Below are 331 nucleotides of genomic sequence, written 5' to 3'. Positions count from 1 at the left end.
CTCGATCAAATTCAGCAGGAGTCTCGGACTTCTGCTGACTATGACCCGTCCCAAGGTATGACAGGAGAAGAACTACATAACTTTTGTAAATTCTTGTATTCGCAGATTCAGGCCAAGGATGCGGAGATAAGCCGCCTTACTGCCAATATTAAAGAGTTGACGGATGAGGTTCGATTGTCTCGTCTTCAACAGCAAACATACAATGATGAAAACAAGGCGGTAAGTGCCAGCCATTCTCATAAGTTGGATGTTGTGCTTCAGCAATTACAAGAAACCAGGCAAGAGCTTACTGATACAAAGAGAAAGCTGAAAACTGCTGAGACCCTGTTGG

1 protein-coding gene is annotated in these 331 nt (G+C 44.1%); it reads left to right on the top strand.

The features are described 5' to 3' along the window. Window positions 1-57 precede the first annotated feature (57 nt). A partial coding sequence (locus ACTQ16_RS16875; protein ID WP_441938597.1) for a hypothetical protein occupies window positions 58-331 on the top strand: 274 nt, incomplete at its 3' end.

The organism is Prevotella sp. LCP21S3_D2, assembly GCF_052118345.1.
Classification (GTDB): Bacteria; Bacteroidota; Bacteroidia; order Bacteroidales; family Bacteroidaceae; genus Prevotella.
The sequence above is the reverse complement of the archived record's forward strand: the minus strand, read 5'-3'. Positions and strand labels throughout refer to the sequence as shown.